Annotated in this window: 17 protein-coding genes and 7 pseudogenes; 13 read left to right on the top strand and 11 right to left on the bottom strand. The window is 64.0% G+C overall.

Going from position 1 to position 24414, the window contains the following annotated elements; genetic code table 11:
* From ACFQGU_RS15750 to ACFQGU_RS15735, 4 genes and pseudogenes are all read left to right on the top strand, one after another.
* Positions 1-190: pseudogene (locus ACFQGU_RS15750) on the top strand (hypothetical protein); the annotation flags it as partial.
* 37 nt (positions 191-227) lie between these two features.
* A complete protein-coding gene (locus ACFQGU_RS15745) occupies positions 228-488 on the top strand; it encodes a type II toxin-antitoxin system Phd/YefM family antitoxin (RefSeq protein WP_386768524.1) in 261 nt (86 codons plus the stop codon).
* Positions 485-748: a type II toxin-antitoxin system RelE family toxin gene (locus ACFQGU_RS15740; RefSeq protein ID WP_386768522.1), complete on the top strand. Its 264-nt coding sequence runs from the start codon at positions 485-487 to the stop codon at positions 746-748. The genes ACFQGU_RS15745 and ACFQGU_RS15740 overlap by 4 nt, the downstream gene beginning before the upstream one ends.
* A gap of 311 nt (positions 749-1059) precedes the next feature.
* A pseudogene (locus tag ACFQGU_RS15735) lies at positions 1060-1569 on the top strand (cob(I)yrinic acid a,c-diamide adenosyltransferase); the annotation flags it as partial.
* Positions 1570-1820: 251 nt separating this feature from the next.
* Here ACFQGU_RS15735 and ACFQGU_RS15730 read toward each other — a convergent pair.
* Both ACFQGU_RS15730 and ACFQGU_RS15725 read right to left on the bottom strand, forming a co-directional pair.
* Complete coding sequence (locus ACFQGU_RS15730; RefSeq protein WP_386768520.1) at positions 1821-2597, bottom strand: gamma-glutamyl-gamma-aminobutyrate hydrolase family protein; 777 nt, start codon at positions 2595-2597, stop codon at positions 1821-1823.
* 91 nt (positions 2598-2688) lie between these two features.
* The gene (locus ACFQGU_RS15725) at positions 2689-3477 is read right to left on the bottom strand and encodes an SDR family NAD(P)-dependent oxidoreductase (RefSeq protein ID WP_386768518.1); all 789 of its coding nucleotides are present in this window, start codon (positions 3475-3477) and stop codon (positions 2689-2691) included.
* A gap of 322 nt (positions 3478-3799) precedes the next feature.
* On the opposite strand from ACFQGU_RS15725, the pseudogene ACFQGU_RS15720 reads away from it, so the two are divergent.
* The 4 pseudogenes from ACFQGU_RS15720 to ACFQGU_RS15705 all read left to right on the top strand — a co-directional run.
* A pseudogene (locus ACFQGU_RS15720) lies at positions 3800-4269 on the top strand (transposase); the annotation flags it as partial.
* An 80-nt stretch (positions 4270-4349) separates the two neighbouring features.
* A pseudogene (gene istA / locus ACFQGU_RS15715) lies at positions 4350-5492 on the top strand (IS21 family transposase); the annotation flags it as partial.
* A 77-nt stretch (positions 5493-5569) separates the two neighbouring features.
* A pseudogene (gene istB / locus ACFQGU_RS15710) lies at positions 5570-6398 on the top strand (IS21-like element helper ATPase IstB).
* Between the two features lie 62 nt (positions 6399-6460).
* Positions 6461-6661 (top strand): annotated as a pseudogene (locus ACFQGU_RS15705) (transposase); the annotation flags it as partial.
* 804 nt (positions 6662-7465) lie between these two features.
* Here ACFQGU_RS15705 and ACFQGU_RS15700 read toward each other — a convergent pair.
* From ACFQGU_RS15700 to ACFQGU_RS15670, 7 genes are all read right to left on the bottom strand, one after another.
* Positions 7466-8344, bottom strand: coding sequence for a 3-hydroxybutyryl-CoA dehydrogenase (locus ACFQGU_RS15700; protein WP_386768516.1), 879 nt, complete (start codon positions 8342-8344; stop codon positions 7466-7468).
* A gap of 171 nt (positions 8345-8515) precedes the next feature.
* The gene (locus tag ACFQGU_RS15695; protein ID WP_386768514.1) at positions 8516-9094 is read right to left on the bottom strand and encodes a cob(I)yrinic acid a,c-diamide adenosyltransferase; all 579 of its coding nucleotides are present in this window, start codon (positions 9092-9094) and stop codon (positions 8516-8518) included.
* Positions 9095-9239: 145 nt separating this feature from the next.
* Positions 9240-9677 (bottom strand): cobalamin B12-binding domain-containing protein, encoded by a 438-nt coding sequence (locus ACFQGU_RS15690; protein ID WP_386768512.1) that lies wholly within the window; start codon positions 9675-9677, stop codon positions 9240-9242.
* A 23-nt stretch (positions 9678-9700) separates the two neighbouring features.
* Positions 9701-11380: an acyl-CoA mutase large subunit family protein gene (locus tag ACFQGU_RS15685; RefSeq protein ID WP_386768510.1), complete on the bottom strand. Its 1680-nt coding sequence runs from the start codon at positions 11378-11380 to the stop codon at positions 9701-9703.
* On the bottom strand, positions 11373-12302 hold the full coding sequence (locus ACFQGU_RS15680) for an ArgK/MeaB family GTPase (protein ID WP_386768508.1): 930 nt from the start codon (positions 12300-12302) through the stop codon (positions 11373-11375). The genes ACFQGU_RS15685 and ACFQGU_RS15680 overlap by 8 nt, the downstream gene beginning before the upstream one ends.
* Positions 12289-13779: a class I adenylate-forming enzyme family protein gene (locus ACFQGU_RS15675; protein WP_386768506.1), complete on the bottom strand. Its 1491-nt coding sequence runs from the start codon at positions 13777-13779 to the stop codon at positions 12289-12291. The genes ACFQGU_RS15680 and ACFQGU_RS15675 overlap by 14 nt, the downstream gene beginning before the upstream one ends.
* Position 13780: 1 nt before the next feature.
* Complete coding sequence (locus ACFQGU_RS15670) at positions 13781-14182, bottom strand: hotdog domain-containing protein (RefSeq protein ID WP_386768504.1); 402 nt, start codon at positions 14180-14182, stop codon at positions 13781-13783.
* 738 nt (positions 14183-14920) lie between these two features.
* Here ACFQGU_RS15670 and ACFQGU_RS15665 point away from each other — a divergent pair.
* Positions 14921-16279 (top strand): aldehyde dehydrogenase family protein, encoded by a 1359-nt coding sequence (locus ACFQGU_RS15665; RefSeq protein ID WP_386768502.1) that lies wholly within the window; start codon positions 14921-14923, stop codon positions 16277-16279.
* A gap of 587 nt (positions 16280-16866) precedes the next feature.
* A complete protein-coding gene (locus ACFQGU_RS15660; protein WP_386768500.1) occupies positions 16867-18741 on the top strand; it encodes a GAF domain-containing protein in 1875 nt (624 codons plus the stop codon).
* A 68-nt stretch (positions 18742-18809) separates the two neighbouring features.
* On the opposite strand, the gene ACFQGU_RS15655 is transcribed toward ACFQGU_RS15660, so the two are convergent.
* Complete coding sequence (locus ACFQGU_RS15655) at positions 18810-19715, bottom strand: GntR family transcriptional regulator (RefSeq protein ID WP_386768498.1); 906 nt, start codon at positions 19713-19715, stop codon at positions 18810-18812.
* Positions 19716-20057: 342 nt separating this feature from the next.
* On the opposite strand from ACFQGU_RS15655, the pseudogene ACFQGU_RS15650 reads away from it, so the two are divergent.
* The 3 genes and pseudogenes from ACFQGU_RS15650 to istB (ACFQGU_RS15640) all read left to right on the top strand — a co-directional run bounded on the left by ACFQGU_RS15650 (position 20058) and on the right by istB (ACFQGU_RS15640) (position 23959).
* A pseudogene (locus tag ACFQGU_RS15650) lies at positions 20058-21462 on the top strand (IS1380 family transposase).
* Positions 21463-21921: 459 nt separating this feature from the next.
* Entirely contained in the window at positions 21922-22635 is a 714-nt protein-coding gene (locus ACFQGU_RS15645) for a gamma-glutamyl-gamma-aminobutyrate hydrolase family protein (protein WP_386768496.1), read from the top strand.
* 568 nt (positions 22636-23203) lie between these two features.
* Positions 23204-23959 carry an IS21-like element helper ATPase IstB gene (istB, locus tag ACFQGU_RS15640; protein ID WP_386768494.1) on the top strand — a complete coding sequence of 252 codons (756 nt, stop codon included), beginning with the start codon at positions 23204-23206 and terminating at the stop codon, positions 23957-23959.
* A gap of 287 nt (positions 23960-24246) precedes the next feature.
* Here the strand turns inward: istB (ACFQGU_RS15640) and ACFQGU_RS15635 are convergent, their stop codons facing one another.
* Entirely contained in the window at positions 24247-24402 is a 156-nt protein-coding gene (locus ACFQGU_RS15635) for a helix-turn-helix domain-containing protein (protein ID WP_386768526.1), read from the bottom strand.
* Positions 24403-24414 lie beyond the last annotated feature (12 nt).

Raw genomic sequence — 24414 nt, 5'->3', positions numbered from 1 at the left:
GGTCGACGGCGACCGCGCGGCAGCCCTGCTGGAGTCGGCGGTGGCGGAGAGCATGGCGCTCGGACTGACCGCCGCGGAGGTGCACTCGCTCGCGGTGTCCTTCGCTGCCCGGGAGCAGGCGGGCAACCTGGAGCTCGTCTTCGTCGAGTGCAACAGCGACCGGGCCAAGTGCACTCGGCTCATAGGTTGAGATGTACAGTTTGACTCCTGCGTTGTACATTTGACGTATGGCCACCGACATGCCCGTCACCGAGGCGCGCGAGCGCTTCAGCGAGCTCGTGGAGACATCGGCGCACGAGCCGGTGTTCCTGACCAAGCGCGGCCACCGCCAGGCCGTCGTGATCAGCACAGCCGAGTACGAGCGCCTGCTGGACGCCGACGAGGACGCCCAGGACCTCGCTGCGTCGGACGCCGTGATGGCCGTCATCATGGCCGGCGCCCCGACGATCCCCTGGGCCCAGGTCAAGGCCGACCTCGGCCTCGCATGACCTACACGATCGAGATCTCCACGTCCGCTGCCAAGGCCCTCGCCAAGCTGGAGAAGGCGAACCGGCTACGCATCGCAGGCGCGATCGAACTGCTCAGCGTCGATCCCCGACCTCCGGGGGCGAAGATGCTCCGCGGTGGCCAGCAGGGACGGTGGCGCGTTCGGGTCGGCGACTACCGCATCGTCTACGCGATCGAGGACGACCGACTCCTGGTCCTCGTCCTGCGAGTCGCACATCGCCGCGAGGTCTACGACCGCTGAGTCCCTACGCACCTGAGCAACCCCGTCACGTGACGAGGCGCGTTAGCGGGCTCGGCCGGCAGTGACGAGAAGGAAGCGACGGACCAGCCATCCGCGTCAACGGGGACACCCCCGCGCCGCATCCGGCCTGGCTGGCTCGGCCTCGATGACCCCCCGCGGCCCCATCGAAACGTGTCTCTGGTGTCCCTATCGTGTCCGTAGCCACGGAAACGTAGGGACAGTCGCGAGTTGTCACGGTCAAGATCACATTGCATAACCGCAGGTCAGAGGCACTATTGGGTACTTGCGGATAGTCCGATTCCAGGCCTTCCAAGCTGGACTCGCGTCTTCAGGCCTACGCCGATGTGGACGAGGCCAACAGCCACATCGGGCTTGCGATCTCCCTGGGGGGCTTCGGCGGCATCGAACCGGACGTCGCCGATGTGCTGCGCCAGATTCAGAACGAGCTGTTCGATGTCGGGGCGGACCTGTGCCGGCCCGTCGACGAGGCGGACACGACGTCGCACCTCAGGATCGAGCCCGCCTGCATCCAGCGGCTCGAACGGTTGTGCGACACGTTCAACGCGCCCTTGCCGGAGCTGAGCTCCTTCGTCCTGCGAGGCGGCACGCCGGCCGGAGCCGCGATCCACGTCGCCTGCACCGTGACCCGGCGAGCCGAACGCTCGACATGGGCGGCGATCGACGAGCACGGATCAGGTGTGAACGTGCTTGCCGCGAACTACCTGAACCGCGTCAGCGATCTGGTGTTCGTCCTGGCCCGGTACACGAACCGGCACCTCGGAGATGTGCTGTGGGAACCGGGACGAGCCCTGGACCTGTGAGCCGCGGGGCCCGGTCGGCTCGGAGGCGCACCCGACCCGGTTCTCGCCCACAGCCCCGATCGCGCGCTTCATCGTGGGTGTGCTGTTGATCCCCTTCGGTGGACACCCTGAACTTGCGTGATGCACCCGAGGAAGGGGTCATGATGGGCCGTCAAGTAACGGGGCAGGCCGCGCATGGCACGGGTGGCGGTGATGACGGACTCAGGACTTTCTTGCCGAACAGTCGCATGACCCCCAGGAACCGCACGCGCTCAGGCTGTCCGTCGGCCGTCGTCTGTTCCGTCGCGGTGACTGTCCTGTCGACTGCGTCGCGCTTCGGCGACAAGTGCCTCGAACAGCGGAAGATCCGCTGATGTCTTCCGCCACGGCCGTTCAGGGTGCCACTGTACGCCTACAAGCCAGCTGTCGACGTTGGTCGCCTCGAGAGCTTCGATAGTGCCATCGGTTGAGACAGCGGTAACGCAGAGTCGCTCACCCAGAGTCTGGGCCGCCTGGTGGTGGAACGAGTTCACGAGTCGTTCACCAGCGCCATAGATCTCGCCCAAGCGAGACCCTTCGGCAATTGTCACCGCATGGGCGGGGGCAAAACCAGGTTGCCAGTGTTCGATCTGGTCGGTCGAGACGTGCCGGTCGAGAGTACCGCCGTGTGCGACGTTGAGCAGCTGCAGCCCACGGCAGATGCCCAGGGCTGGTCGTTGTAGACGGACGACCGCGCGCACCAGTGCGATCTCGAATGCGTCTCGCTCACCCACTACTCCGTAGGTCGCGTCGTGCCACTGTTCGCCGTAGATGCCTGGCTCAACGTCGCCGCCGCCTGTCAAGAGCAATCCATCGAGCTCAGCCACGATCTCATCCGCGTCGTCGGGCGTGAGAACAGGGAGAATGACGGGCATACCGCCCGCGTCCCACACCGCGTGTGCGTACTGCTGCGCAACGACGACACAATCTTCGACCAGTACGCTTAGATCGACCCGCCGCTCCTCGGCGGTGATGCCGACTCGCGGCCGACGCGGGGGCGCCAACCTCATGCCAACTCCTCAAGTCCGTTACTCGCCGTCGGGTGGGAACTCCCAAACTGGCGTGATACCCGGCGCGGTGACTTCATCTCGGCCACGGGGCTTACTGTGCGGTCCATCCCCCATCGACGAAGATCGTCGTACCAGTGACGTAGGAGGCATCCTCCGAGGCAAGGTAGGCGACCGCTGCAGCTACGTCCTGGGGCTTCGCCACGCGGCCTAGCGGGATTCGTTCGAGATACCAGTTCAGCAGCTTCTCGTTCTGCATCGCTCGAGCCGTGAAAGGCGTCTCGACGATGCCTGGTGCAACAGCGTTCACGCGAATTCGGTCTGAGCCCAGTTCAATGGCGAGCCCTTGGTTGAGCATGTGTAGGGCACCCTTGGAGGCGTTGTAGTGAACCTGAGGGTGGCCGGAGCTTGCGAGAACTACATGGGCTTCCGTTGACGTGATGTTCACGATCGCGCCGGTGCCGGCACGGCTGGCGAGGGACTTCTTCATCGCCGGGACGGCGGCCTTCGCCGCCAGGAATGCTCCGGTTGAATTCACCCGAAATACCTCTTCCCACTCAGCGAGACCGAGGTCGTCGAAGTCGGAGAAGCGCACGATGCCGGCGTTGTTGACGAGAACGTCCAGAGACCCAAACGCCTCGATCACGGACTCGACCATGTCGTGAAGGCTGTCGGCATCGGTGACGTCAGCGACGACAGCCAGTGCCTTCTGATCTCCGTTCGGGACAACCTCGCTGAGCGTCGCGGCGTCACGATCGACGAAGACGACCGACGCACCTTCCGCGAGGAGCCTCTGAGCGATCCCGAGACCGTTACCGGAAGCGGCTCCCGTCACTACGGCAGTGCGGTCTGCGAGACGCGACGTGAGTGCGAGGGCTGGCATGAGACTCCTTGGTCCGAATCGTCCTGAGCGTGTTCATATCGCTTGCGCGCGGACTGCTGCATTGCCTTCGTAGTTCGACAGCGTGGCTGTGGCTCCGTGACACTGGGAAGGACTCCTTCGCGTGACGCTTCCCAGACCGCGTTCGCCAACCGGCGGCACCCAGCACGTGGCTGCCCTCAGATCATTCGCGAGCCTGGACCGCGGATCAATGGACAACTGTGCCTGCCTACACGACGCGAACAGGTGCAGTCGTGCACAATCAGCCAGGTATTCAGGGTGGATTCAACTCGTCGTCGCAACACCTCGATGGAGCGGTGGGGCGATGGGAACAACCCCGCGTCAGAAGCGGGTGCGTGCCTATCGAGGGCAGATCGCGTCACCGGGCCGCCCGTCGGTGGCGTGGCGGGAGGATCGGGTCAGGTTCTGGGCGGCTGTTGCTCGCGGCGTGAAGACCGACGTGGCTGCGAGTGAGGCTGGCGTGTCCGAGCCGGTCGGCTATCGCTGGTTTCGTCACGCTGGCGGGGTGAATCCTTGTCTGCCTGTCGAGGTGTCGGGCCGTTACCTGTCGTTCGCTGAGCGGGAGGACATCGCGATCTGGCATGCCCAGAAGGTCAGCGCTCGCGAGTCGCTCGGCGTCTGGGTCGTGATCCGTCGACGATCTCGCGAGAGCTGCGTCGGGGCGCGTCGAGCCGCTCGTCGCAGGCGGAGTATCGGGCGACGGTGGCGCAGTGGCACGCCGAGCGTCGAGCGCGCCGTCCTAAGGTCGCGAAGATGGTCGCCAACAGCAAGCTGTGTCGACGACGGGTGAAAACTGACCCCCTGGCGTCGTCCGAAAACTGACCCCCTCCGAGATCGTGTGGAGTGTGAAGAGCATGGAGGACTGGGCCGAGATTCGTCGGTTGCACCGCAGCGAGGGGATGCCGATCAAGGTGATCGCTTCGAGGTTGGGGTGCTCGAAGAACACGGTGAGGGCGGCGTTGCGGCGGGACGCGCCGCCGAAGTACGAACGTCCTCCGCGGGGGTCGCTGGTCGATGCGGTCGAGCCGCGGATCCGGGAGCTGCTGGCGGCGACTCCGACGATGCCGGCGACGGTGATCGCGGAGCGGATCGGCTGGTCGCACTCGATCACGATCCTCAAGGACCGGGTCTGGGTGCTGCGCCCGTTCTATCTGCCGCCGGACCCGGCGTCGCGGACCTCGTATGAGCCCGGGCATCGGATGCAGTGCGACCTGTGGTTCCCGCCGGTGGACATCCCGCTCGGGCATGGCCAGGTCGGTCGTCTGCCGGTGCTGGTGACAGTCGCGGGTTACTCGCGGATGTCGCACGGGTTGATGATCCCCGCGCGGCAGGCCCCGGACCTGATCGCGGGGCACTGGGAGCTGCTCGAGCGGATCGGCGCTGTCCCGCGCGAGCTGGTCTGGGACAACGAGGGCGCGGTCGGGTCGTGGCGCTCGGGGAAGCCCAAGCTCGCGGAGGACATCGAGGTGTTCCGCGGGGTGCTGGGCATCGCGGTGCACCAGTGCAAGCCGAACGACCCCGAGGCCAAGGGCCTGGTCGAACGGGGCAACGGCTACTACGAGACGTCGTTCCTGCCCGGGCGGTCGTTCACCTCGCCACAGGACTTCAACGAGCAGTTCAGCTCCTGGCTGACCACCCGCGCCAACCAGCGCCGGCATCGGGCTCTGGGCTGCCGCCCGGTGCAACGGTGGGAAGCGGACCGTGCCGCGATGCTCGCCCTGCCACCGGTGGCGCCGGTGATCGGGTGGTGGGCTTCGGTGCGGCTGCCGCGCGACCACTACGTCCGCATCGACTCCAACGACTACTCCGTGCACCCCTCGGTGATCGGTCGCCGCGTCGAGGTCATCGCTGACCTGGACCGGGTGGTGGTGACCTGCGGTGGGAAGGTCGTCGCGGACCATGCCCGCGCTTGGGCGGACCACCAGTCCATCACCGACCCCGAGCACGCCGCCGCGGCGGCCGTGATGCGCCAGACCCGGTCCCGGGTCGCTGTCCCGTAGGTCACCGGTGAGGTCGAGCAGCGGCCCCTGTCCGGCTACGACACCGTGTTCGGGCTGACCGAGGCGGTCGCGTGATGGCCGCGCGAACCGCCACCGCGGCGACACCTCGGACCGGGCGTGATGTCAGCGCTGAGCTGGTGTTCCTGACCCGCGCGCTCAAGGCCCCGTCGCTGCGTGAAGCAGTCGACCGGCTCGCCGAGCGGGCACGGGCGGAGTCCTGGACCCATGAGGAGTTCCTCGCCGCCTGCCTGCAACGCGAGGTCTCCGCCCGGGAATCCCACGGCGGCGAAGGCAGGGTGAGAGCTGCGAGGTTCCCGTCACGGAAGGCCCTCGAGGAGTTCGACTTCGACCATGCCCGGTCCCCCAAACGCGACCAGATCGCCCACCTCGGGACCCTGGACTTCGTCGCCGCACGGGAGAACGTCGTGTTCCTCGGACCGCCCGGGACCGGGAAGACCCACCTCGCGATCGGCCTCGGGATCCGGGCCTGCCAGGCCGGGCACCGGGTCCTGTTCGCGACCGCCGCGGAAAGGGTCGCCCGCCTCGCCGACGCCCACCACGCCGGCCGCCTGCAGGACGAACTGCGACGCCTGGGCCGCTACCCGCTGCTGATCGTCGACGAGGTCGGCTACATCCCGTTCGAGCCCGAAGCTGCGAACCTGTTTTCTTCCAGCTCGTCTCGTCCCGCTACGAACGAGCCTCGCTGATCGGTGACCAGCGACAAGCCCTTCGGACGGTGGGGCGAGGTGTTCGGCGAATGACGTCGTCGCCGCAGCCATGATCGACCGCCTCGTCCACCACGCCGACGTCCTGACCCTCAAAGGCGCCAGCTACCGCGTGCGCGGACGAGACCTCGACAGCCTCCCCAGCACCCGCATCACCACCGACGACAACCCGACCTAGACTGCCCCGCACCTGTTCACTTTTCGAGCGTCGATAGTGACCAGCTTTCGCCCGTCGCCGACAATGAGAACACCAACGGGCTGCTGCGCCAGTACTTCCCCAAGGGCACCGACCTATCGCGCTGGAGCAACGAGGAGATCCAGGCTGTCGCCGCCGCCATCAACGGCAAGCCTCGCAAGATCCTCGGATGGAAGACACCCGCCGAGGCCTTCGAAGAACTTCTACAGTCGCTGCAAGAAGCCGGTGGTGCGACGATCGGTTGAATCCGGTCAGTACCGTGGGCTGATCTGGATGGCGCTGATTTCGGTGCCGCGACCCCTGCGCACGGCGACGGACCCAGGTGGCGGAATTGGGGAGTCCCCGGCGGTTGCTGGGGTCGCGGTCGCTGTGCGCGGCGTGTTTGTGAAGCCAGACGTGGGACCGCGCCCCTAGCCTTCGGCACCGCGATTACCGAAGCGATCGGCGGCCGCCGGTTGGATCCGGGGGCAGACCGCGGTGTTGATCGCGCTGTTCGCGAACCGGGCGGTCGTGCACGGTGCTCCAAGTGACCTCGTAACCGCTGTCGAAGTCAGGTTCGGGTCGGCGACACTCCTACGACACGGACGTGGGTTCCTCACTTGAAGGCTTGGCGGCGATCAAGGCGAAGCTACGCCCCCCGTCGTGGTCGCTTACACCGAGGCTGGGATGCAGCCCTGCGCGCGACAAGCGTGGGTGAGGCTTCAACCCATCGCCCCAAGCCGCTTACCGCAGCGGTGCAACCGGCGCAACCTGGCTGGACGGGACGACGAACACCGGGGGCAACTCATCAGCATTGACCACGCCATTGCTCGCCGGACATCGCGGATAGAAGAGCTCTTGGTCACCACGACAGTAGAGCGCCTCGACCCATCGCCATGAGCGTGTATTCAATCTCGTCGGCCCGGTCAGCGATGCTCAGGGTCAAGTGTCGGTTCACCATCGTCTTCGGTCTACGCCGGCATCGTTGTCGAGACTGCTACCGAGGATCACTCCGAGGTCGAAGGAGCCGAGAACTTCCCCTTCGAACTCACTCGAGCGCGCCCAGTTGGCTAAGGCTCTGGGTAGGCATAGAAGCCGCGACCAACCTTCCGTCCGACCAGACCGGCAGAAACCATGCGCTGAAGCAGAGGCGGCGACGAGTACAACGGCTCCTTGTGCTCCAGGTACATCGCATGCGCAATGGCGCTTACGGTGTCGAGGCCGATGAGATCCGCCAGCCGAAGCGGGCCCATCGGATGACCGCAACCCAACACCATTCCGCGGTCAACATCCTCTGCTGCGGCGAAGCCCGATTCGTACATGCGTATGGCTGCAAGCAGGTAGGGGACGATAAGGAAGTTCACAATGAACCCAGCGCGATCCGGCGCCCGGATGACGGTCTTGCTCAGGGCAGCAGTCACGAAAATGCTCGCTCGGTCGATCACCTTTGGAGCCGTGAGGAGTGAGGGCACGATCTCAACCAGATCGAGAATCGTCGCCGGATTGAAGAAGTGAACTCCGATAACGTGCTCAGGACGGCTTGTCGCCATGGCGATGTTCATGATCGGAATCGAGGACGTGTTGCTGGCGAGAATGGCATCGGTGGACGTGACGACCTCGTCTAGCTTCCGAAAAATCTCCAGCTTCAGCTGCTCGTTCTCGGTCGCCGCCTCGATGACAAGGTCACTGCCCTCGAGGCGCCATAGGTCCGTATGCACATTGATCCGGCCCAGAGCTGACATCCGAGCTTCGGTGGTGACCTTTCCTGCTCTCTCGGCCCGGAGGAGCGACCGCTGGATTCGCTCGAGACCAGCCTCGGCGGACTCGGGCGTGAGGTCGTACACGCTGACCTTGTATCCGGCACGGGCGCAGACCTCAGCGATGCCGGATCCCATCATTCCGCTGCCGACGACGCCGACGCGTCGGATGCCCTCCGCCCCGTCAAGCACGAAAGCCACCTGGGTGGCGGCCCGAAGGAGAATGCCTCGTCCAGGCAGCGGTAGCGGTACACCTGACCATCTCGCCGACCTGGCTGTGGCTCTCAGAGGCCAACCCATTCAACGCCCCGTTGCCCGGCGAGCCACAGACAAGCGGGACGTCGAAGGACCCGCGACCGGCCTTCACGTAGATCGCTCTCCCCCCGGCTCCCAGAGGACATCCCCTAGGTCTCGGTTGGCATACCGCGCCAGGACGAAAAGTAGATCACTGAGGCGGTTCAGGTACTTCGCAGTCAGAACATTCATCGTGGGGCCGTGATCCTGGATGGCCGCCCACGCCGAGCGCTCTGCGCGTCGCGTCACGGTACAGGCGATGTGCACGGCGGCGGCAGAAGGAGCTCCCCCCCTCAAGATGAAGGAGCGTAGATCTGGCAGCTGGGCGTTGTAGTGATCGCACCAGCGCTCCAGTCTGCGGATGTAGTCAGGTTCGATTCTCAATGGCGGATGAGCCGGGTCTTTTGCGACGGGGCAGCAAAGGTCAGCCCCGACGTCGAACATCTCGTTCTGGACCTGTCGCAGTACATCCACGACGTCCGCGTCGAGCCCGCCCAACGCGATCGCAAATCCGATTTGGCTGTTCGCCTCGTCAACGTCAGCGTATGCAAGGAGTCGGGTATCCAACTTGCTGGTCTTGCTCATGTCACCGAGGCTGGTTTGCCCGCCATCCCCAGTGCGCGTGTATATGCGCGTCAAGTGGACCACTTTACTGCTCCGTCTCCAACCTGCCGCGCAGGTGAACTCATTGGACGACTTGGCTTCGCTTGAATACGCGTCGAATCTGGCGATTACATCCGCACAATGAGAGCGCCCGGCGAGGATCGTGTGTAGGCCTGCGAGAACTGGGGTGCTACTGAACTGGGATGGCAGACACATTCCTTGCGTAAGTGGTGACGTACTCGACCAGAACAGTCGTCGGCGTTCCGGGGCCGAAGACCTCGTGCACTCCGTACTCCTTCAACTTGACTGCATCCTCTGGAGGAATGGTTCCGCCCGCAACGAACAGCACGTCAGCTCTGTCGTTGGCCCGCAGTAGCTGACCGAGCTCCTCCGCATAATCCAGATGGGCACCGGAGAGGCTGGACAGACCAAGGACGTCGGCGTCCTCCTGGATGACGGCGCGCATGATCGACTCCGGGGTCTGGTAGATGCCCGTGTAGACGACTTCCATGCCTGAGTCACGCAGCGCGCGTGCCACGACCTTGGCCCCACGGTCGTGACCATCGAGCCCAGGTTTGGCCACCACGACCTTGAGGGGTGCAGAGTTCGTTGCGGGGGAATTAGCCATGACTGTGATCTCCTCGTTCCATTCTAGAAGACGGTGGAGGGCTGGTACTGGCCCCAGGTGCCACGCAGGACGTCAGAGATCTCACCCACCGAGGCGCGCGCGCGCACCGCGTCCTCGATGAGGGGCATCAGGTTGTTGTGCAGGTTCGGCGCGGCAGTCTCGATAGCGCGGAGTGTCTCCGATACGCGCCTCTGCTCACGTGTGCGCTTCACGTCCGAGAGCCGCTGCATCTGACGTTCCATGACGCCGGGGACAGGGCGGTCAATCTCGATCTGCTGACCCTCCGTCTCGTCGACGAAGTCGTTCACCCCGACCTGAATCGAATCGTTGCTCTCCAACTTGACCTGCTGCTCCCAGGCGGAGTCGGCGATCAGCTGGCCGGCATACCCGGACTCGACAGCGTTGATCATGCCTCCCATGGCATCGATCCGCTCGATCAGCGCCATGGCGTCCTGTTCGATCTGAGTGGTCAGGGCCTCCACGTAGTAGGAGCCGCCCAAGGGATCCACCACGTCTGCCACACCCGTCTCGTGCAGGATGATCTGCTGCGTCCTCACCGCAATCTTGATGGCACTCTCCGAAGGGATCGACAGAGCCTCGTCGAGTGAGTTGGTGTGCAGAGACTGTGTGCCTCCGAGTACGGCTGCCATGGCCTGCAAAGCTGTGCGTGCCACGTTGTTGTACGGCTGCTGCGCCGTCAACGACACCCCCGCGGTCTGACAATGGGCCCGCATGAGCCACGACTTGGGATTCTTGCAATTCAGCCGCTCGCGCATGAGCCGTGCCCAAAGCCGACGGGCTGCGCGCAGCTTGGCCGCCTCCTCGAAGAAGTTGTTGTGGACGTCCCAGAAGAACGACACGCGCGGTGCAAGCCGATCAACGTCGATGCCGCGCGCCACTGCGTGCTCCAGGTAGCACAGCGCCGCGCTGATTGTCAGCCCAACCTCTTCCACCGCGGTCGCGCCCGCTTCTCTGATGTGGTATCCGCAGGCATTGAGAGGATTGAAGCGAGGCATCACTTGGGCGCCGTACTCCATCGTGTCCACAACTAGCTCAACCGCCGGAAGAGGGGGGAAGATGAACTCGTTCTGCGCCGTGTACTCCTTGAGGATGTCGTTCTGCGTCGTCCCAGTGAGTGCGTCCCCGGAGAAGCCGCGTTCGTCGCCGACAACGCGATACATCGCTAGCAAGATCGCCGCGGTCGGGTTGATGGTCATGGACGTCGAGATCTGGTCCAGAGGGATCTCATCGAACAGAGCGTGCATGTCCACAACCGTGTCAATCGCGACACCGATCTTCCCGACCTCACGACGGAAGACCTCGTGATCCGAGTCGTAGCCCAACAGGGTCGGCAGGTCGAAGTCCGTAGACAAGCCCGTCTGTCCTGTCTTGAGCAGATACTTGTATCGGTTGTTGGTGTCTTCGGCCTGACCGAAGCCTGCAACCTGACGAATTGTCCAGGGCCGGCCGCGGAACATGCTTGCGTGGACGCCTCGCGTGTACGGGTACTGGCCCGGAAGGCCTAGGTCACGGTCGTGGTCAAAGCCACCAAGGTCTCCAGGGGTGTAGACGTCATTGATCGCCGCTCCAGACAGCGTCTGGTACTGATCCCGACGCGGGCGCACGCGCTCGTAGTCAGCGGCTAGGGTTTCCCTTTTCCACGCCTCGACGCTTGCATCGCTGGCGGATGTGGTGTCACTCATTTCGGTGCTCCTGCCGTTGTAACTGCCAACGCTTTGACGCGTCGATCAAGATCTCTTCGACGGCTCCTACCATCGTCTCGCGGATAGCGACCGGCATCTCCCGAGCGCAGGCACCTACCCAGGCCTCGGCGATCAACGCCGCGTCCGAGCCCCACTTGTGGGCCCTCAGTTCGTCCAACCGCCCCTCGTTCGCCAGCTCCGCCCATCGGTTCTGTAGGGCTGTGCGAACTTCATCTACACCGATCCCATCACGGGCCGTGGTTTGGAGGACGAGTCCTGCTCGGCCAGCCGCTAGACGGAGGTGGCGAGCAGTTTCGGCTGCCCCCGGTCGGTCAGCCATGTTCACAATGAACATGTCAGCGACCTCCATCAGGCCTGCCTTGATCGTTTGCACTGCGTCACCCAAGCCCGGCACTGTCACTAACACGACGGTGTCGGCCACCTCTACGATCGCGACCTCGGTCTGTCCAGCACCCACCGTCTCGATCAAGATGACGTCGAACAGACCTGACAATTCTAGGAGTCGCGCGATGTTTCGGGTCGCACCGGCCACCGCGCCATGTGACCCTCGGCTCGCGAGACTGCGCACGAAGACGTTGGGTCGCCCATTGAGGTGCGTCTCCATCCGCAGGCGATCCCCCAGTACGGCTCCACCGCTCAGGGGGCTTGATGGGTCGATCGCGAGAACCGCGACGCGCTGGCCCGCGTCTGCATAGGCCGCGATGAGCCGACCGGTCAGGGTGGACTTGCCGGCACCGGGCGGGCCAGTGATGCCGACGATGTGCGTCGGAGTAGGCCCTCGGGAGATCGAAACCTCCCAGGGCGGAGTGTTTTCGACACGAGTGATCGCCCGGGCGAGCGGCCCCCACAGTCCTGCTCGACCATCCGACAGTACGGTCTCGAGGCTCTCACGCGTGAACAAGCAGGATCACCCCGTCCATGATCATCTGCTTGACTGATTCCTTTGCAGCCTTGCCAATGCCGGTCGTCGGGAGGCTCGTTACGACAGCGGCTCCGGACGGGCGCTTGTAACTAGCGAGATTGCTCCGGCAGTATCGGAGAAGTTCATCCGCTGAGAGGTCACGGCCAGGCTTCGCCACGGCAACGACGACGGGCGTTTCGCCCCACCGCTGACTCTGGAGCCCGACAACGATCGCTGAGAGAACGTCCGGGTGGTGGCAAGCGACGTGCTCGATCTCGCCGGGCGAGACATTGATGCCGCCCGTGATGATGATGTCCTTCAGGCGTCCCGTGAGATACACGAACCCGTTCTCGTCGATACGTCCGATGTCGCCTGTGTGCATTCCCCCAGTGGTTGATACCGCGCGAGCAGTCGCTGGATCGTCGTTGTAGTAGCCCAGCATTCGGGCGGGGCTCATCCCGACCAATTCACCGCTGCCATCGAGAGACTCGAAGCCGTCAGTCGCTTGAACTCGGATCGAGGTGGTCGGGAAAGCCCGACCCACGGTCGTCGGTTCGGCACGAAGCATTCGATGACTTGCGGCCGTGAGCGGGAGGATCTCGGTCATCCCATAGAACTGATGTGTCTCCACGTTGGGGAGTTCCTCCCACCACCGGTTGATCAAGGCGGTCGGCATCGCTTCAGATGCGAACAGAACCCATTCGAGGTGAGCGAGCTTGTCCAAGGGAGCGTGCTCGATGAGCCGGCCCATCACGGTGGGAACGGCATCAAACGTCGTCGCCTGGAGGCAGGCGTCCGCGATTCTCTCGATGTCGAATCGCGGCAGGATCTCCAACGCGCCGCCCATGCACAGCATCGGCAAGACCTGCTCCGGGATACAGGCGTACAGCGGGAGAAAGACCACACCTCGCTGACCAGGGCCGAATGGGAACATGGAGCCCAGTTGAAGCGCAGCGTGCAGCATCGTTCCTTGCGTGTGGACAGCTCCCTTGGGCTTCCCGGTGGAGCCGCTCGTGAGCATGATCGAACACGGAGTGTTCGTTCTAACGGCCGGTAGCTGGGAACGGCTGACAGCGGCGCCTGAGCCATGCATGGGGAGAACTCGAAAGGACTCAGCGAGCTCGTCTCGAACACCCTCGGCGACGTGACCGACGAAGACGCTGGTGGCTTCGACGAGCTCAAGTTGTTCGCGGAGCGACTTGACGTCGAGCATGGCGTTCAGGGGAACCGCCGTTGCGCCGGCACGCATGATCCCGAAGTAGGTCGCGACGTACACCGCTTCGTTTGCTCCGACGAGCCCAACGGATTCTCCGCGGCGAAGGCCTTTCGCCAATAGCTCGCGGGAGATCGAGGCTGAACGATGCCAGAGGTCCTTGTATGTCCACGTGTCACCTTCGAAGATCAAGGCCGGATCGTTCGGGTGTGCCCGCGCAACCGCCCCGATCCACGAAACGAGGGTGCTCCCGAAAGTTGACACGTCAGGACTCCTGCGCAGCAGTTCCTCGGCCGACGACGATCGTCGCCACCGCGGAGACGGCCAACACCGGACCGTCCTGATCGATCAACAGGCCCTTCTCGTCCACGCTCAGCACTTTGTAGAGGCGAGCCTCGACCTTGCGGCTGGTGTTGCCGCGCTCCACGACCCTCGCGATGCCTTCGACGAAGTCCCCAACGCGCAGGGGGGCAGCGAAGTTGACCGAGCTGTATGAGACGCAAAGTCCCTCATCGCCGCCTTCGCGCAGTGACAACTCGGTCTCGAGATCGGCAAAGATCTCCAGCGCTTTGGAGCCGGCGACGAGGTTGCCCGCGTACCGAGCGTCGCTGGGTGCGAGCCGAAGACGGATCAAGGCCTCGTCACCTGTGGTCCTGACGTCAAACACGCTCGCTCCTCCTCAGCCGAACCTTGGATGCCTCGGGTCGGATCCAATGTGGATGGAACAGTAGGGCATATTATGGCCTGACTACAAGGGTCATTCATGGCCTAGTTTTGTAGGCTCACTCGGCACCGGCATTCATTGGGGCGACGCGGTGAACGCGGAACGCTGGCGTGCGTGGCGTTGTCCTGTCGCCCGATGTTGGTCACGAAGTGGACAACCCACTCCCCAAGGAACGGCGCCTGGTCATGGCTCCCTGGCTCGTCACGACCCGTCCAGTCCGAATGCCACTGGCATCGAGTCTCCAGACGATTCCCGACCAAGACGATGGGCACGGTGCCGCGTCTCGATCGCGGGACCTGTGCAGCTGCCGTGTGAGGCCGGTCTATGGTCGGGCTATTCGGGAGTTTGCGCCACGAGCGTGCGAAACTCATGCGAGACCGCCGACCATCGGCTTGCCGGACACGAAACCTACAAGCAATGCCAGGGACGCCACCACCGAACTCGTTCGGCACGCTGATTGAGCCTATTCAACCGCTCAGCCAACGCCGGTTCAGTGGGCGAGGTGGCGTCTGTCGGTCGTCGCAATGTGCAGTCCGAACATTGTTCCTGACCTCCGAGCCGTGGAGGGTATCCAGCGTCAACGCCAAGTCGCGGGGCGAACAGACGGTCTGCACGTGCGATCGCGAATGACAGGTTTGCTCTCGACACTGCCGAACGCCCCACTAGCGCCGAGGTTCCCCTATGAGTCTGATCGTCAACCCTTCCACCCTCGCCGTGATCGCTGAGCTTCGGGACACGCCGCTTGCGTTGGTTGACGATGTTGTCGAACGCGCCCAGCGTGCCCAGCGGACGTGGGCCCGACTGCCTCAACGCAGCCGCATCGATGGGCTGCGACGTATCGCCGAACTAGTGCGGGCAAACTCGGAAGAGCTTGCCCGCATTGAGACGTCGAATGTCGGCAAACCGATCGGAGCCAGTCGAGCCGAGGTGTCCATGGTGGCCGACACATTCGATTACTACGCCGGCGCCATCGACAAGTTCTTCGGCCAGACCATCCCAGTGGACGGCGGCATGGACTTCACTGTGCATGAGCCGATAGGAGTGGTAGCCGTCATCGCACCGTGGAACTTTCCGTTGGCGATTGCCGCCTGGAATGTGGCAGCCGCCATTGCCTGCGGCAATTCTGTGATTGTAAAGCCGGCAGAAATAACCCCGCTATCCATCTGCAAGTTCGGGGAACTGATCTCAAATGCTGACCTTCCCGACGGGTTATTCCAGGTTGTCCTCGGAAAGGGCCCCATCGTCGGCACTGCACTAACGGAGCACCCCGGGATAGGTAAGATCAGCTTCACTGGTTCAACCGAGACTGGTCAGACGATCATGCGCTCTGCGGCAGGTACCATGAAGCGCGTCACCCTCGAGCTGGGTGGGAAGTCCGCGGCGGTCATTTTCGAGGACGCCGACCTGGAAAGGGTGGCGGTCGAGAGCACAGGCGCAGTGTTCGGCAACTCGGGTCAAGACTGCTGTGCCCGAAGTCGAATTCTTGTCGAACGCGGGGCATACGACGAGTTCGTCAAACTGTTCACGTCGGCTACGGGATCCATGGTGGTGGGAGATCCGCTCGATGCGGCCACAACGATGGGCCCTTTGGTCTCGGGGAACCACCTTGACAAGGTCGAGTCATTTCTCGATATCGAGCTCGATGTGGTCGCGCCGACGGAGGCACCCACGGGGCCCGGCCATTGGATGTCACCCCACATCGTCCTGAATCCGCCTCGCGATCATCGAGTTGTGCGAGAAGAGATCTTTGGACCCATCGTGACCATCATCCCGTTCGATGACGAGGCCGATGCAATCACTCTCGCCAACGACACGATATTCGGCTTGTCGGGATCGGTCTGGACCCGTGACGTGGGCAGAGCGATCCGCGTCTCGCGCGGACTCGAGACTGGCTCGATTTCGGTGAATTCCAGTACCTCAGTCCGCCTACAGGCTCCATTCGGTGGGTTCAAGCAGTCGGGCATGGGACGGGAGCTCGGAATGACGGCCCTCGACGGATACACCGAACTAAAGAACATCTTCATCTCGACAGACGGCTGAAGCTGTTGGAACGCGTCACCCGCGGTGGCCGCGGCGGCTTGTGGGACGCGCGATTAGCGATGCCTAGTTTCAGTGGAAGCGCTACTGCCGGGCATCAGCAACGCGGGACAACAGTCGTCGACTTCCGGGACCATTGAGATCGCGATTAGGCGGTCAACTACTTTCTCGCGTCACCGTGCGAGTCGTCGAGCGCAACCGCAGATTGACTGAGCATTCGAGGCGAGCTTGCAATAGCTGGCGGCTCGTATAGGGACACTGCAGCAGTCGAGGCCAATCCGCGATCGATCGTGAAGTGAAGGACCGCACTGCGCGAATGGTCCCGGAGCGTGTGCCGCAGCCGGGTCCGATCACGAAGGCCGTGGTCATCGTCGCAACTGAAGGGCGGGGTCCATCGAGCGACGCTGACCGGCGAAGTGTTCACCTACGTCGGTCCGTTCTCGAATGCTAATGCCGGCGGAGGAGCCGAAACGGTTCAGAATCGGATAGACCCGGGGACCGCCGTGCGCCCATCAACTGTGGAACTCGGCACTCGTGTTGACTTCCATACTCCCGCGAGGACATGGTGCTGTCTCCCCGATGTTTGTGAGGTGGGTGCACTGAACTCTGATGTTGAAAGCGGTCAGGCCACGGAGCCCGTGGTCACCGACGTCGGTGACATTCGTCGGGCTCTAGATCGCGCGGAACGCCTGCGCGTCGCGTTGTCGCAGATCGTCTTTGCAGTGGGGATGAACCTGGAGCTCGCCGACTTCTTCGGACGTGTCGTGGAGATCGTTCGTGACGCAACCGATGCCGATGGGGCCTTCCTACATCTTTGGGATTCGCAACGGGAGACGCTGGTCCTGACGGCGGCTACCGAGGGGGTCGAGAAGAGTTACCTTCATCGAGTGGAAGTGCACCTCGGGCAAGGTCTCAGCGGGCTCGCCGCACTTCGGCAACGAGCGGTTGTCGTAAACAGGGCGCCAGCGAAGGACCCGCACTTCCAACTCTTTCCTGAACTGAACGAGGAGAACTACGAATCCACAGCCAAGATCCCGCTTCTTCGCGGCGGCCAAGTTCTCATTGGGGTTCTCTCTCTAAATGCGAGGACCCCGAACCGCTTCGAAGACTCTCATCTTGCGGTAGCAAAGGAGCTGGCTGCCCTCCTCGCTGGAGTAATCAGCAACGCGTCGAACGGTGGCGCAGTCGCCCGAAGGGCGCACATGCTCGATACGCTGTCCGAGTTGAGCACCACCTTGTGCTCCCTCCGACCGGCGTTCGAAGTCCTCGGCACGGTAGCCAACGCGGCTGTCGCAGTACTTGAGGCAGACCTATGCGTGTTGGTGCTTGCGGACCCCGAGACCGGGGAGCCGATCGTCAGGGCGATCGCGCCATTCCGTTCCGATGTGCTAGACGATGTCGCGACGCTGACGTCCGGGCAGGCGGGCACCGCCGTTGACGCAAGCCCTGCGTCAACGCGACTTCTGCGGTACTTGAACTCGGAACTACCCGAGCGGCTGGGCAACGTCGCGTCTGTTCCGCTCGTCGTCGGCGACGACAGCCTCGGTTTCTTGAGTTGCTACCGACGTCACCGATTCTCAGACGAAGACCATGACCTGATGTCCATCATCGGCCGTCAGCTCGGCCTTGCCCTCACAGATCCGTCCAGTCGTTGGGGCGGCACAGAGCAGTCGAGCCGGGTCGTATTCGAACGCCTCGGCCGGAACCTGGTCGATGATCAGACAGCGTCGATAGCCACTGCGCTAGGCGCGAACCTCACCAGACCACTGGTGCTGCTCCGCGCCCGCGTCGTTGTTTCTGCAAAGCAGGGCGACAAGACCCAGCCGTCGGACGTCAGCCGTGCGACGGCATCAGCGGTCACCATGATTCGAGGATTCAACCCGGGTTCGATCACTCACGTCACGCTGAATCAGATCTACGGGCTGGTCGAGGTAGCCAAGCCAGACGGCGATCGCAGGCTGCAGGGACACATCCAACAACTCGCAGACGATCTAGCGCAAAAGTGGGGCGTGCGGCTTGAAGCAGGGATAAGTCGAATGGTCCTGCGGGTCACGGATCTTCCGACAGCACTTCGCGAGGCAAGCGAAGCACTCGAGATCGGCGCAAAGGTGGGCGACTCTCCAGTGAATCACTACGACGACCTGGCCGGCGAGATGCACCTCTACCGAGTTGCGGTGGACCCCGCGTTCGATCACGACCCGACGGTCATGCGGCTCCACCAGCTGCTCGAATATGATCGGCGTCGCGGGTCCCAGCTCCTCAGCACCCTCGACGTGTATCTCTCATCCCGCGGCAACGGAAGCCACGCCGCCGACGAACTCGGCATTCACCGAAACACGCTGCGACAGCGCCTTGAGCGAATCACGGTCGTGACTGGGCTCGACCTGGACTCCGCGGAAGACTGGCTTCCTCTGCAGCTTGCAGTGCGAATCGTCACCATCCGTAACGCATCGCGCCCCTCGTAGACCGCGCCGGGAGCAGACTGGGCTGTTGGCTCATGGTTCTGGCGCCATGAAGCCGCCTTCCGTGCGAGTCAATGTCGAGCAGCGATCGGCTCTGCGGTCCTATCAACCTTGGCCGCCTGCAAGTCCCGGACCACCTCTGTGACCATGCGAATGGACGCCTCGTCAAGGATATTGCCGAACTCAATGACTCGTACTCGGCCCTCCAGCCGCTCCTTGAGCGCCGGAGTCTCGCTCGGGATTACGACGAGGTCGACTCCTTGCAGGTCCTCGTCCGTCGTACCACCGAGAACGGCGATGTTCGTGATGCCTGACTGCATGAGAGAGTCTCTTATGTTGGCAGCCTGGTCCTTGGTCGAATAGTAGATACCTACCGTCCTTCGCTTGGGCACCTGCGCAATCTGAACGAGCGTCTGTACGTGCGGGGCGACAACAATAGCTACTACTTCTGTCTTCGGCTGTCGCATCAGCTTCCTCACCTCGGCGAGGTGAAAGAACGTTGTGAGCACCAGGTCAGGATTCTCGCTCTTGGGATCGAAGTCACCCAGGACCAGGGGACGCACCGGCAGCCCGACGTGTGTCTCGATCTCGCCCGCGAAGTATTGGGAACGATCTGCGTTGCACTCGACGAACGCGATCTGAAGCCGCTCGGCCTGAGCACGCATAGCGAAGCTCATCACAAGGGAATGGACTTCGGAGGTGCTGAGGCCAAGACCGATGCTCTCGCGGACTGCTTCCTCTAGCAGCGCACGGGCACGAACGCGTGTCGCCGAGGAGGATCTCGCCCGTTCGCCCCCGACGACCACCATCCCGTTGCGCCTCCTCGACTCAACCAAACCTTGATCTCGGAGTTCGGCGTAGGCATGCGCAACCGTGTTGCGGTTGATGTGCAGATTATCGGCGAGCAGCCGCATACTTGGCAGTCGCTCTCCGTCCTTGAGTTGCCCCATCTCGATCATGAACGTCAGCTGTGTCACTATCTGCCGATAGATCGGAAGATCTGAGTGTTGACTCACCTGGATACCCGTGACGTGTGGAATGCCAGCCTCCGAGTTTGACCCAGTGTTTCCATGCCTGATTAGGACATACAATGACTTAGATCAGATGATCGAGTCAAGATCGAACGATCATGTCCTGGACGGACCGAGGCACCGACGACTGATCCGCCTGCCAGATCCCTTTAGCCGAACTGCCACCTAGCCTCGAGGTTTCATGATTGGAGCTCGACACGGGGTGTGAAAGTACGGAAGTGCCTGTCCTGCTTGGGAAACTTGGGCTTGCGAAGGTCCAAAGTTTGCCGAGCGGAAGGCACTCCGTAGGTGAAGTCTAACCAGGTCCCGTCGTTGGTTCTGGACTCCGGCCGCGAGTCGCTGGTGTCGTCCTCGGGGGCGTTGCTGCTGCGGGAGACGATCGCTGCCGCTGGCCTGGACCGCGGCCTGTCGGCCGGGTTGTCGCCGTGGCGGCGCGATCGTGGCATGCACGACCCCGGCAAGGTGCTCCTCGATGTCGCGACCGCGATCGCGTTCGGTGGTGGCTGCCTGGCCGACCTTGCCGCGGTCCGGGCGCAACCGGCGGTGTTCGGGCCGGTCGCCTCCGACCCGACGGTCTCGCGGGTCTTCGCTGCGCTGGCCGCCGATCCCGATGCTGCGGTCGCGGCGATCCGGGCGGCCCGCGGCGCGGGCTGTGGTGTGGGCACGTCGTCGACCGCTGGCCGGCGCACCTGGGGACCGCAACGGCGGTCAGGTGATCGTGGACATCGACGCCACCTTGGTGACGGCGCACTCGGACAAGGAGGGCGCCGAGCCCACCTTCAAACGGGGTTATGGGTTCGCGCCGATGTGCGCGTTCGTCGACCACGGCGAGCACGGCACCGGAGAGACCCTGGTGGTGGAGTTGCGGCCGGGGAAGGCCTCCCCGTGGAACAGTGCCGACCACCTCACGACCTTGGACACCGCGCTGGCCCAGCTCCCCGAGCACGAACGCGCCCAGGTCCTGGTCCGAGCCGATACCGGTGCCTGCTCGAAGGTGTTCCTGCACAAGATCACCGACGCCGGGTTGGAGTACTCGATCGGGTTTCAGGCCCAGGACACCGTCAAAGCAGCGGTCGAGGCGATCCCCGAACAGGCTTGGCGCGCCGCGCTCGATGGTGATGGCGAACCCCGCGAGGGCGCGCAGGTCGCGGGGCTCACCGGGTGGATGCCGATCCCGGTCACCCAGCAGCGGGCGTCACGGCCCGGGCCGAAGGACTGGCCCGAGGGGATGCGGGTCATCGCCCGTCGCGAACGTCCCCATCCCGGCGCGCAGCTGCGCCTGACCGACCACCAGGGGTAGCGGATCACCTGCTTCGCGACCAACACCGCGGGCCCGTGCTGGACGCTGCCCGCGCTCGAGGTCCGGCACCGCCAACGCGCCCGCTGCGAGGACCGCATCCGCGCCCTGAAGGACACCGGACTGCGGAACCTGCCCTTCCACGGCTATGACCAGAACAGGATCTGGGTCGAAGTCGTCGCACTGGCCGCAGACCTGATCGCCTGGATGCAGACCCTCGCCTTCGACGCCCACGAACCAGCCCGCAGGTGGGAACCCAAACGCATCCGCTTCCGCTTGCTCGCCGTCGCAGGCCGCATCGTGCGAACCGGTCGCCGCCGACGACTCCGACTACCCAGAGACTGGCCCTGGAACCACCTCATCGACACCGGCTGGCGCGCACTCCGAAGCCCTTGAACCAGCGCAACGCGACACCCAGAGCGCCGCCCGGAGAACCGGCGAGAAGAACGCCGGCGACCACGCACGACCACCCGCCAACACCGCACCCGACGACCCCGCGAGCACCTCGGCCGACAGCCACTCGAAACATCGAGGCTAGACGAGCCAGCCCGTCAACCAACCCCGAGACTAACGACCACACTCCGGGCCAGCGCTTCCTCAAGAAGTTCTGTCACGTTTGCATCTTGACCCACGGGTCGATGTCCCTGCATCTTTGACCCAATATCCCTACACCTTTGACGCAAACCAGTAGCGGGCGCGACATCTGGCCGGGCGCCGCCTTCCGTACGGTGAGTTGTGGAAGTCTGAGGTCCGTTTGCGGCGCGCATTCGACCTCCCCGTTCGGCCTAGGCTGCTACGCCACTCAGAACCGTGCGACGCGCGCAACTTGCCCGGCAACGGGAGATGGGACCGGCTATGAAGTGGAGCACGACACCGGTCATCGGTATCTGCGCCGCGAGGGGCCGCTTCCAGGGGACTGAGGGTGATCCGCCGGTCGACTTCCTCCCTGCGGCCTACACAAGCGCGGTAGATGCGGCCGACGGAATCTGTGTCTTGCTCCCCCAAAGCACGAGCACGCCGATTCGCGTTAACGAAGTCTTGGACATCGTTAACGGGGTCATCGTGACGGGTGGACCCGACCTTCACCCGACGACCTACGGGGAGACCTCAGGCAGTCTTGCCGGAGGGTTCGACGTTCCAGTCCAGGAGTACGAACTTGCTCTCGTCCGTGCGGCGCTGGATCGCAACATTCCTCTCCTTGGGATAGGTCGGGGGATGCAAGTCCTGAACGTTGCGCTCGGTGGAACGGTAGGTCAGGCGCATCGCGGAGCAGTCAGTGCCGAACACCGGATACGTCTCGAGGCGGGTTCACGGTTGGCGGCGAGCACCGGAGAGCTCCATCTCGTGGTGAATTATCATGCTGATCAGGAAGTAGGAGTCCTTGCCGACGGGCTCAGGGTCTCCGGAGTTTCGGTACGCGATGGAATCGCCAGGGCTATCGAGCACTCACAGCTTGAATTCGTTGTTGGGGTTCAGTGGCACCCGGAACCGGATCAAAGCAGCACGATCGTTGCCGCGCTGGTCATGGCGGCCCGCCGCGCGACAACGACCTCGTTCGAGTGGTGTTGACCCCGCTGCCGGCGCCCGCTTGCGGATATGGGACGGGCACTGTTCGGGTGGCCGGATCCGCGTCGCCCGCTCGTGACCGGTATCCCAACGAGGCTCCCACAACATTTGGTGAATGAGCGGGCGAGCCACGAAACGCGATCGGAATACGCGCATGGTCGTCACGCCGCAGACAAGTGAACTCCATGATGACCGGCCCGTAGACCACGATGAGCTCGGTAGCGACGGTTCCAGGTTCACAAAGTCCCCGCTTATCCGTATTCGCTCCCTCACTGGCCGGGCGTCGACCCCGGCGTCAACACCCCCGTCTTGGGCCAAGCCCGGTCACCGCGCAGACAGCCCTCGGGATCGGGATCGCCGCGAGCTGGGGCGGAGCCCGGCCAAGCTGTCGCCCGTCATGGTTGGACACCACGGCCGCTCGGCACCGAGAGCCCCTACCCCACGGGCGTCCTTGACACTCGAGATTGTCTGACCAGGGTGGCCAATACTTGCGTGCGAAGAAACACCATGTGGTCGAGAGACCAAGCCCTCCGCTCCCGGTGCGTCGACGGCCGCCACCACATCGGCACCGTTGGCCGCGGACCTCGAGCACGGGCTACGCCGCCTCAAGCTCGCCAGCATGCCCGCGGTCGCCCCCGAACTGCTGGTCACCGCCAAGACGCAACGATGGACCCCCGAGGAACTCCTCCGCGCACTGGTCGAGGTCGAGATCACCGCCCGCGACGCCAGCAACACCCAGCTGCGCGGCAAACAGGCATGCTTCCCAACGATCAAGACCATCGAGGGGTTCGACCTCGCGGCCTCCAGCATCAGCGCCCCGACCTGGGCCTACCTCACCTCGCTCGAGTGGATCAGCGCGCGGGAGAACCTGACCCTGATCGGACCAGCCGGCACCGGGAAGAGTCACACCCTGATCGCCCTCGGACACGCCGCCGTCGAACAGGGCCAGCGGGTCCGCTACTTCACCGCCGCCGAACTCGTCGAGAACCTCTACCGCGGCCTCGCGGACAACAGCGTCGGCAAAGTCATCGAGACCCTGCTCCGCAACGACCTCATCATCTGCGACGAGGTCGGGTTCGCACCCCTGGACGCGACCGGGAGCCAACTTCTGTTCCGGTTCGTCGCCGCCGCCTACGAACGCCGCAGCCTCGCCCTCGCCAGCCACTGGCCCTTCGAGGAATGGGGCCGATTCCTACCCGACCACTCCACCGCCGTCAGCCTCCTCGACCGGCCCCTGCACCACAACAACATCGTCGCCACCGACGGCGAGAGCTACCGCATGCGCGAAGCGAGAACCCACACAGGAGGCCGCCCCACGAGCCGCTAACCCATGACGCGAGGTGGGGACTTTCACTGGCCACCAGCGGGGACCATGAGATGGCCATTGACACCCCCCGCCGACGGGGTCCGACGCGACACTCCCCCGCGCTCCGAAAGGCGGTGCGACAGGCTCCACTCTTCCGGCAGGCGACCGAGGCGACGATGGGCAGGATGTCGACTCTCGGCACGGGTACCAGTGCAGAATCACCTGCGCGGGGCCCCCGGACCGGGACGTGCCCCCGCCCGTCCCGACGACAGCCGGGGACGTCGGCGACAAGCGATCCGGTGGCGGGCTCAGGGCGTGCGGGAGCGAAGCACGCGGATCGCGAGCGCCACCGGGACCCAGTCCTCCACCCGCTCGATCGGCTGCTCCATGAGCGTCGAGATCTTGGTGAGGCGCTGCCGCAAGGTGTTGCGGTGGATGAATAGCTGCTCGGATGTCTGGTGGATGGATCCGCGCGT

Source organism: Longivirga aurantiaca (genome assembly GCF_042660085.1).
Lineage (GTDB): Bacteria > Actinomycetota > Actinomycetes > S36-B12 > CAIYMF01 > Longivirga > Longivirga aurantiaca.
Note: the sequence above shows the minus strand (reverse complement) of the source record. Positions and strands in the feature narration are given on the sequence as shown.

Coding starts and splice junctions, on each gene's coding strand:
- ACFQGU_RS15745 (WP_386768524.1), top strand. CDS start 228: ATGGCCACCGACATGCCCGTCACCGAGGCGCGCGAGCGCTTCAGCGAG.
- ACFQGU_RS15740 (WP_386768522.1), top strand. CDS start 485: ATGACCTACACGATCGAGATCTCCACGTCCGCTGCCAAGGCCCTCGCC.
- ACFQGU_RS15730 (WP_386768520.1), bottom strand. CDS start 2,597: ATGAGGTTGGCGCCCCCGCGTCGGCCGCGAGTCGGCATCACCGCCGAG.
- ACFQGU_RS15725 (WP_386768518.1), bottom strand. CDS start 3,477: ATGCCAGCCCTCGCACTCACGTCGCGTCTCGCAGACCGCACTGCCGTA.
- ACFQGU_RS15690 (WP_386768512.1), bottom strand. CDS start 9,677: ATGGCTAATTCCCCCGCAACGAACTCTGCACCCCTCAAGGTCGTGGTG.
- ACFQGU_RS15685 (WP_386768510.1), bottom strand. CDS start 11,380: ATGAGTGACACCACATCCGCCAGCGATGCAAGCGTCGAGGCGTGGAAA.
- ACFQGU_RS15665 (WP_386768502.1), top strand. CDS start 14,921: ATGAGTCTGATCGTCAACCCTTCCACCCTCGCCGTGATCGCTGAGCTT.
- ACFQGU_RS15645 (WP_386768496.1), top strand. CDS start 21,922: ATGAAGTGGAGCACGACACCGGTCATCGGTATCTGCGCCGCGAGGGGC.